General features: G+C 71.8%; 7 protein-coding genes. 5 read left to right on the top strand and 2 right to left on the bottom strand.

Going from position 1 to position 8,413, the window contains the following annotated elements:
• Positions 1-106: 106 nt before the first annotated feature.
• Positions 107-1,483 carry a carbohydrate-binding protein gene (locus ACWCSD_RS15970; protein ID WP_397155511.1) on the bottom strand — a complete coding sequence of 459 codons (1,377 nt, stop codon included), beginning with the start codon at positions 1,481-1,483 and terminating at the stop codon, positions 107-109.
• Positions 1,484-1,648: 165 nt separating this feature from the next.
• Between ACWCSD_RS15970 and ACWCSD_RS15965 the strand changes: the two genes are divergently transcribed.
• The 5 genes from ACWCSD_RS15965 (at position 1,649) to ACWCSD_RS15945 (ending at position 5,865) form a co-directional block, all read left to right on the top strand.
• Positions 1,649-2,830: a zinc-dependent alcohol dehydrogenase gene (locus ACWCSD_RS15965; RefSeq protein WP_397155513.1), complete on the top strand. Its 1,182-nt coding sequence runs from the start codon at positions 1,649-1,651 to the stop codon at positions 2,828-2,830.
• A 41-nt stretch (positions 2,831-2,871) separates the two neighbouring features.
• Positions 2,872-3,921, top strand: coding sequence for an NAD-dependent epimerase/dehydratase family protein (locus ACWCSD_RS15960; RefSeq protein ID WP_352358694.1), 1,050 nt, complete (start codon positions 2,872-2,874; stop codon positions 3,919-3,921).
• A gap of 97 nt (positions 3,922-4,018) precedes the next feature.
• Positions 4,019-4,483: an ATP-binding protein gene (locus tag ACWCSD_RS15955; protein ID WP_449915608.1), complete on the top strand. Its 465-nt coding sequence runs from the start codon at positions 4,019-4,021 to the stop codon at positions 4,481-4,483.
• Between the two features lie 69 nt (positions 4,484-4,552).
• Positions 4,553-5,452 (top strand): dihydropteroate synthase, encoded by a 900-nt coding sequence (gene folP / locus ACWCSD_RS15950; RefSeq protein WP_449915606.1) that lies wholly within the window; start codon positions 4,553-4,555, stop codon positions 5,450-5,452.
• Between the two features lie 14 nt (positions 5,453-5,466).
• Positions 5,467-5,865, top strand: coding sequence for a DnaJ family domain-containing protein (locus ACWCSD_RS15945; protein WP_449915605.1), 399 nt, complete (start codon positions 5,467-5,469; stop codon positions 5,863-5,865).
• Positions 5,866-5,995: 130 nt separating this feature from the next.
• Here ACWCSD_RS15945 and ACWCSD_RS15940 read toward each other — a convergent pair whose 3' ends face one another.
• The gene (locus tag ACWCSD_RS15940; protein WP_397155522.1) at positions 5,996-8,308 is read right to left on the bottom strand and encodes a glycoside hydrolase family 6 protein; all 2,313 of its coding nucleotides are present in this window, start codon (positions 8,306-8,308) and stop codon (positions 5,996-5,998) included.
• Positions 8,309-8,413: the final 105 nt, after the last annotated feature.

Genomic DNA, 8,413 nt, shown 5'->3' with positions numbered 1-8,413 from the left:
GGATGTCTTGGAGTGACAGACCTCTTCTACAGCGGCTCCGCTGTTTTGTTCACCGGTCTTGACGAACCGCCCTCACCCTTAACTGAACGGCGTTGCGTCTAGGGGGTCAGACGCGCTGCCAGAGAGCCGGCACGTTCGGCGGCTCCCAGCCGGGCTGGGCGGTGTGCCCCTGGAGGCAGCGGTAGGTCGAGCCGCCGTACGTCACCGTCGCGCCGGCCGCGTACGTCGTGCCCGCGGCCCACGTGCCGCCGACGGTGGTCGTGACCGTCGGCGTGCTGGTCGGGCCGGGGCCGCCGCCCTGGGTGGCGAGGGTCAGGCCGTAGGCGGACAGGATCTCGTTGACCGGCTGGAAGTACGTCGTGCCGCCGGAGCTGCAGTTGCCCGAGCCGCCCGACGTCACGCCCTGGGCCTGGTCGCCGGAGATGAACGAGCCGCCGGAGTCGCCGGGCTCGGCGCAGACGTTGGTCCGCGTCACGCCGGAGACGGTCCCCTCCTGGTAGGTGACGCTGGCGTTGAGCTGCTGGACCGAGCCGCAGTGGTAGCCGGTGGTCGATCCGGCGCGGCAGACGGCCGAGCCCACCTGGGCCACGGTCGAGCCGCGTACGGGCAGGATGCCGGCGCTGTAGCCGTACACCACGCCGGTCGGGGTCCACTGGCCGTTGACCTCGACCCAGGAGTAGTCGTTGCCCGGGAAGGACGAGCCGCGGAACGTGCCCATGGCGACCCGGTTGGAACCGGACGTGCTGGACCCGGCGGTGCCGCAGTGGCCGGCGCTGACGAAGCCGCCCTGCGAGCCGGCCTTGGTCACCGAGAAGCCGACGGAGCAGCGGGTGCCGGAGCCGATGTAGTAGGCGTCGCCGCCGCGGACGTCGTAGAACGGCGTCGGCTTCTCGGCCGAGCGCACGACCTGGACGGCGGAGGCGTCCGCGCCGCTGGCCCGCACCCAGGCGGCGGCCTTGGCGGGGTTGGAGCTGAGGACGACGACGGTGTTGTTGACGACGTCCACGTACCAGACGGGGGCGGTCTTCGGGGCCTTGGCCGACGCGGCGTCCAGCCTGGCCTTGACCCCGTCGAGGCTGCTCAGCGAGCGGGCCACCACGCGGGCCTGCACACCGGCCTTGGCGATGGCGGCCACCTGCGCCGGGTCGGTGGTGGCGGTGACCGGGGTGGAGGTGGGGCCGGTCACCCAGGAGCCGGCGTAGGAGGCGCCTAACTGGGCGCGCAGGGTGGGTTCGAGGCCGGCCGCGGCGGCCTCGTTGACCAGGCGGGCCTCGGCCTGCTGGCCGGTGATGCCGAGGTCCCGGCTCATGGCGTCGACCAGGCCCTGCGGGGGGTCGGCGACGGCTTCGGCGTTGGCACGGGCGATGGAGTAGGGGGTCTCGTCCTGGGCGGTGGCGCCCTTCGCCGCGAAGGCCAGGGCCGGGACGCTGATCATGGTGACGGCGATCGCGATGCCCGCCGTCACGGTCTTCCTGGGGAGCATGTGCACGTCTCCTCGCGTACAGGGGGGTGTCTGCACGGTACGAGCCCGAATACGAGGAGTGGTCGTGTCAAAACACCCCTATCACCGTGTTATGGGGCAAACCGTTTGGAGCTCTATGTGGGGGTATGCGGGATTTGTGCCGTCCGAATCCCATCTGGAGGCGTCATGAAGGCCGTCACCTGGCACGGCAAGCGGGACGTACGGGTCGAGGAGGTCCCCGACCCGGCCATCAAGGAGCCCAACGACGCGGTGATCAGGGTGACCAGCTCCGGCATCTGCGGCTCCGACCTGCACCTGTACGAGGTGCTCGGGCCCTTCATGGCCGAGGGCGACATCCTCGGCCACGAGCCCATGGGCGTCGTCGAGGCCGTCGGAGCCGCCGTCACCGACATCAAACCCGGCGACCGCGTCGTCATCCCGTTCAACATCTCCTGCGGCCACTGCCACATGTGCGGCCTGGAGCTGTACGCGCAGTGCGAGACCACCCAGGTCAAGGAGCAGGGCATGGGCGCCGCGCTGTTCGGCTACACCAGGCTGTACGGCCAGGTGCCCGGCGGCCAGGCCGAGTACCTGCGCGTGCCCGAGGCCCAGTTCGGCCCGATCAAGGTGCCCGAGGGCCCGCCGGACGAGCGGTTCCTGTTCCTGTCCGACGTGCTGCCGACCGCCTGGCAGGCCGTGGACTACGCGGAGATCCCGGACGGCGGCAGCGTCACCGTCTTCGGCCTCGGCCCCATCGGCCAGATGTGCGCCCGCATCGCCCGCCACCTCGGCCACCGCGTGATCGGCGTGGACGGCGTCACCGAACGCCTGGAGATGGCCCGCCGCCACGGCATCGAGGTCGTGGACGGCAGCGAGACCTCCGACGTGCCCGGGGCGATCCGCGAGCTCACCTCCGGGCGCGGCACCGACTCGGTGATCGACGCCGTCGGCATGGAGGCCCACGGCTCACCGGCCGCCAAGATCGCCCAGACGCTCACCGGGCTGCTGCCCGACGTGGTGGCCGCGCCGCTGATGTCCCACGCGGGCGTCGACCGGCTGGCCGCGCTCAACCAGGCCATCGAGACCGTCCGCCGGGGCGGCGTCATCTCCGTCATCGGCGTCTACGGCGGCATGACCGACCCGATGCCGATGCTGCGCATGTTCGACAAGGGCGTCACGCTGCGGATGGGCCAGGCCCACGTGCGGCGGTGGATCAACCGGCTCATGCCGCTGGTCACCGACGACTCCGACCCGCTCGGCGTCATGGACCTGACCACCCACCGCATGCGGCTGGAGGAGGCGCCGCAGGCGTACGAGATGTTCCAGAAGAAGGCGAACGGCGCGATAAAGATCCTGCTACAGCCCTGACCAGGGGTTTCACCCTCCGGAGCGCGGGCAGCGGTGCGGGCATGAGAGTCGTGGTGGTCGGGGCTACCGGCAATGTCGGCACGAGCGTCGTACGCGCGCTCGCCGCGGATGACAACGTGACGTCGATCGTGGGCGTGGCCCGCCGGCTGCCGGGATGGCGCATCGACCGGACCGAGTGGCGGCAGGCCGACGTCGCCACCGGCGACCTGTCCCGCATCTTCGAGGGCGCCGACGCCGTCGTGCACCTCGCGTGGCTGTTCCAGCCCACCAGGGACCCGGCCGTGACCTGGCGGGCGAACGTGCTGGGCAGCATGCGGGTGTTCCGCGCGGTGGCCGAGGCCGGGGTGCCCGCGCTGGTCCACGCCTCCTCGGTCGGCGCGTACTCGCCGGGCCCCAAGGACCGGCCGGTGGACGAGAGCTGGCCCACGCACGGCTGGCCCGGGGCCGCGTACGGCCGGGAGAAGGCGTACGTCGAGCGGGTGCTCGACGTCTTCGAGCACGACCACCCGGCGATCCGCGTGGTGCGGATGCGGCCGGGGTTCATCTTCCAGCGGGCGGCGGCCACCGAGCAGCGCCGCCTGTTCGCCGGGCCGTTCCTGCCGCGCCGGCTGATCCGGCCCGGCCGCGTCCCGTTCGTGCCCGACGTGCCCGGACTGCGGCTCCAGGTGCTGCACGCCGACGACGCGGCCGAGGCGTACCGGCTGGCGGTGACCAGGACGGTGTCGGGGGCCTTCAACCTGGCCGCCGAACCCGTGCTCGACCCCGCCGACCTGGCCAAGCTCCTCGGCACGCGGACGATACCGGTCACGCCCTGGCTGGCCAGGACGCTGATGTCGGCCGGCTGGCACCTGCGGCTGGTGCCCGCCTCGCCCGGCCTGCTCGAACTGGCCCTGCGCATCCCCGTCATGAAGACCGACAAGGCCAGGGACGTCCTGGGCTGGCGGCCGCGGCACTCCTCCTGGGACGCCATGCGCGAGCTGCTGGACGGCCTGCACGACGGCGCCGGCATGGAGACCCCGCCGCTCGCCCCCGACGGCGGCCCGCTGGGCCGGGTCAAGGAGCTGGCCACGGGGGTCGGCGCCCACCCCTGATCCGGAGGTGTAAGCCCGCCCGGCCGGGGAAGGGGACGGTTCTCTACGCAAGGTCCAGAGGCGTGGCCTGCGTGTCGTGACGACACGAAGGAGCGCCATGGCCCTTCTCCTGACCCAGGTCTTCACCCTCCACGACGTCACCAAGCTGCGCCGCGCGGTCGCCGAGCAGGCGGAGAGCAGCGGGCTGCGCGACGGGCGGCTCGACGACTTCGTGCTCGCCGTGCACGAGAGCGTGGTCAACGCCGTGGAGCACGCGGGCGGGTGCGGGCATCTGACGTTGTGGACGGTCGACGGCGTCATCCGCTCGGAGACGACGGACCAGGGGACGGGCATCCCGCAGGCGTACCTCGACGGGGACGTCCGGCCGTCCAGCCTCTCCTACACCGGTCGCGGCATCTACCTGATCCGGCGGTTGTGCGACGTCGTGGACGTCCGCACCGGCCCGGACGGCACCACGGTCCGGCTCACCATGCGCCTGCCGCACGCGTCCGCCTCCCCGAGCTCCATGAAGCGCATCCGGGTCACCGGCGGCGGCGGGCCGTCCGGGCGCTTCCAGGTCTGAGCGCGGGCGCGCCCGACCGCCCTGCCACGGCCCCGGGTAGGCTCGGCAGGAGACGGAAGGGGCCACTACGTGAGCGGCGGAAACAATCCCCCCGAGATCATCTCCCCGGTCCGCCGCATCGGGCGGCGGGAGTTCGATTTCGAACGCCAGATCGCCATCATGGCCATCGTCAACAGGACCCCCAACTCCTTCCACGACCAGGGGCGCACGTACGAGCTCGACCGCGCGGTCGCGGCCTGCGCGCGGGCCGTCGAGGAGGGCGCCGACTGGGTGGACATCGGCGGGTTCGCCTTCAGCGCCGCCCAGGCCGCGATCGGCGTCGAGGAGGAGATCGAGCGGGTGGTCCCGGTGATCGCCGAGGTCAGGGCCGCGACCGACGCCGTCATCTCGGTCGACACCCACCGCCCCGAGGTCGCCAGGGCGGCCGTCGAGGCCGGCGCCGACGTCATCAACGACACCAACGGCCTGCGCGAGCCCGGCCTGGCCGAGGTCGCGGCCGAGACCGGCGCCAGCGTGGTCGTCACCCACAGCCTCGGCGGCCCCGGCCGGCGGGTCTTCCGCCCGAGCTACGACGACGTCGTCGCCGAGGTCGCCGGCTTCCTGCGCGAGCGGGTCGCCTTCGCGCTCAAGGCGGGCATCGCCCCCGACCGGATCATCATCGACCCGGGCCACGACCTGAACAAGAACACCTTCCACTCCCTGGAGCTGACCCGGCGGCTGGAGGAGATCACCGCCATCGGCCATCCCACCCTCGTCGCGCTGTCGAACAAGGACTTCATCGGCGAGACCATCGACCGCCCGCAGGGCGAGCGCAAGGAGGGGACGATCGCCGCGAACGTCGTCTCCATCCTCAAGGGCGCCCGGATCCTGCGGGTGCACGACGTCGCCGCGACGGTGGCGTCCGTGCGCATGACCGAGGCCGTGCTCGGCTGGCGCGGGCCGGTCGCGCCGAGCCACAACCTGGCGTGAGAGGAGCCGCGTCCGTGACCGACCGCAAGCCGGTGGGCATGCCGTTCGAGAGCTGGATCGACCGTCAGATCCGCGAGGCGGCCGAGCGTGGGGAGTTCGACGACCTGCCGGGCGCGGGCAAGCCGCTGCCCGGCCTCGACCGGCGGCACGACGAGATGTGGTGGATCAAGCAGAAGCTGGAGAGCGAGGGGCTGTCCATGCCGCTGCCCCCGACGCTGGCGCTGCGCAAGGAGGCCGAGGAGGCGCTGCGGCAGGCCCGCGGGGCCCGGTCCGAGACCGAGGTGCGGCAGATCCTCGAAGAGGTCAACGAGAAGATCCGCGAGGCGATCAGGAAGGGCCTGCCGGGGCCGCCGCTCAACCTGATGCCCTTCGACGTCGATCGCGTCGTGTCGGAGTGGCGCGAGAACCGCTGACCCGCGCCCGGGCGAGTCGCGCCGGTCGAGGGGAAGGGGCCCGGGTTCCTTCACCGGACGAGGGGCCCGGGTCAGGCGGGCCCCTCGTCCGGCGGCCGGGGGCCCCGGAGCCCCCGGCCGGCTCGGTGAGCTAGCTGACCGGCGGGTAGGCGTTCCTGACCAGCTCCTGGAACTGGGCGGAGAACCACTGGCCGGACAGCGGGGCGCCGCCGAGGGCGCCCGACATGTTGTTGCCGTTGAGGTTGTTGCCGGTGTAGGTCGGGTCGCACATCCGGTCGAACTTCTTGCCCTCGTCGTTCGGGATGTCGGTGCTGGCGCCGTCGGACTCGCCCGGCGGCTTGATCCAGACGTAGGCGTCGAAACCGGCCTCGGGGCTGGCCGTCGGCCGGGCGCCGAGGCCCGCGCCGCTCTGGTTGCACCAGTTGCCGGCGTGGATGCGCCGGTCGACGCGTGACTGGTTGACGAAGGTGTTCACGTCCGTCGAGGTGCTCGCGCCGCCCGGACGGGCGGTGCCGCCCCAGCCGTTGCGCGAGGTGTCGACCAGCATGCCGAGCCCGGACTTGAAGCCCTTGTTGACCAGCGCGGTGCGCAGAGCCGTGGCGAAGGTGGACTCGTCCACGTAGTAGTTCCAGTCGATCCACTTGGACTGGCGGACGGTCTGGCCGTTCACCAGGGTGTTGATCGTGAAGTACGGCTCCTTGGTGGCGGAGTAGTTGGCGGTGTTGACGATGAAGCCGTCCACGCTGTCCACGCCGGCCGTGGTGCCCGCGGCCATGTTGTAGAAGAGGTTCACGGCGGGGCCGAAGTTCGAGTCCCAGCCGAGCCAGGCGTGGTGGGCGGCGTCCACGTAGGTGTAGACGTTGGTGATGGCGTGCAGCTTGTTGAGCGCGTACCGGACGCCGTCCACGTAGCCGCCGGGCCCGTTGGCCTCGGCGCACTTCGGGAAGTTGCCGGTGTTGGTGATCAGGTTGGGCAGCGAGTCGGGCTCGATGATCGTGACGATGCGCAGGTTGGCGTACTTGGGGTCGCGCAGGATGTTCGCGATCACGTCGATGTACTCGGCCTTGTAGCGGTTGAAGCCGTTCTCGGCGATCAGCAGCTCGCCGTTGGAGGCCAGCGCCGAGCAGTCGCGGTTGGGCAGGTCGTAGATGACGAACTGCACGGTCAGCGGGGCCGAGCCGTTGAGCGCGTCCTGGGCCACGGCCTCGTCCAGGTGGGCCTGGAGGCCCATGGCCGAGGAGGAGCCGGCGATGGCCGCGATGCGGTCCAGCCACACGGCGGTGGAGGTGTTGGCGACGGCGGCGCCGCCGGGCTCGGCCGCGGCCTTGGCCTTCCACTGCGGGTTCACGTAGCCGGTGGCGCCGGCGTACGGGTTCTCGACGTGGCCGGTGGGCGGCTGGCCGTCGTCGTCGGCCTCGGTGGCGGTGACCGTCTTGCTGGTCAGGCCGGTGGCGGCGACCGTGAAGGGACGGGTGCCGTTGGTCGAGTCGGCGTCCTGGGCGGCGGCCAGGGTCACCGTCTGGGCGGTGTTCCAGTTGGCCGTCGTGAAGGTGAGGCTGCCGCCGCCGGAGACGGTCAGGTCGGCGTCGCCGCTGCCCGCCGTCGAGGTGACGGTCACGTTCGCGGACGGCTGCGCGGCCAGCTTGACCGTGTACGCCGCCGTCCCGCCCTCGGGCACGGTCACCGACGTGGGCGTCACGAGCAGCGCCTGCTCCACGACCGCGTCGTCGTCCACCTCGGTCGCGTTGACGGTGGCCGAGGTGACGCCGGTGCCGCCGACGGAGAAGGCCGCCGTGCCCGCGGTGGTGTCGGCGTCCTGGGCGGCGGCCAGGGTGACCGTCTGGGCGGTGTTCCAGTTGGCGGGCGTGAAGGTGAGCGAGCCGCCCGCGCTGACGGTCAGGTCGCTGTCACCGCTGGTCCGCTGGGTGGTGACGGTGACGTTCGAGGAGGGGGCGGAGGACAGCTTGGCGGTGAAGGAGGCGGTGCCGCCCTCGTTGACCGCGACCGAGCTGGCGGAGGTGACCACCGCGGGGGTGGTGGGGGTGACGCCGCCGCAGGTCACGCCGTTCACGGTGAAGGAGGTGGGCGGGTTGTTGCTGCCCGTCCAGGTGCCGTTGAAGCCCATGGTGGTGGAGGCGCCGGTGGCCAGGCTGCCGTTGTAGGGCATGTTCGTCGCGGTGACGTGCGTGCCCGACTGCGTCCAGTTGGCGCTCCAGCCGGTCGGGGTGTACTGCTGACCGGTGCCGGGGAAGTCGAAGCCCAGCGTCCACGAGGTGATCGGGTCGCCGGTGTTCTTCAACGTGATGTTCGCGGTGAAACCGCCCTGACCGGGGCTGCTCGTCCACGAGTTGGCGGAGTAGGTCACGTCGCAGTTCACCGCGGCGCTGGCGGCCGTGGTCTGGCCGACGACGAGCCCGAGGGCCGCGACGCTCGCGGCGGTCATGGTCACGGCCCATCGGCGTGGGCCGCTGTGGAGTCTCACTAGCGATCATCTCCAGAACGTCAGTTGGCTGGGAGCGCTCCCATAGTGAGACGCCCTCCCGGCCCT

The sequence above is a fragment of the Nonomuraea sp. NPDC001684 genome (assembly GCF_053596515.1).
The sequence above is the reverse complement of the archived record's forward strand: the minus strand, read 5'-3'. Positions and strand labels throughout refer to the sequence as shown.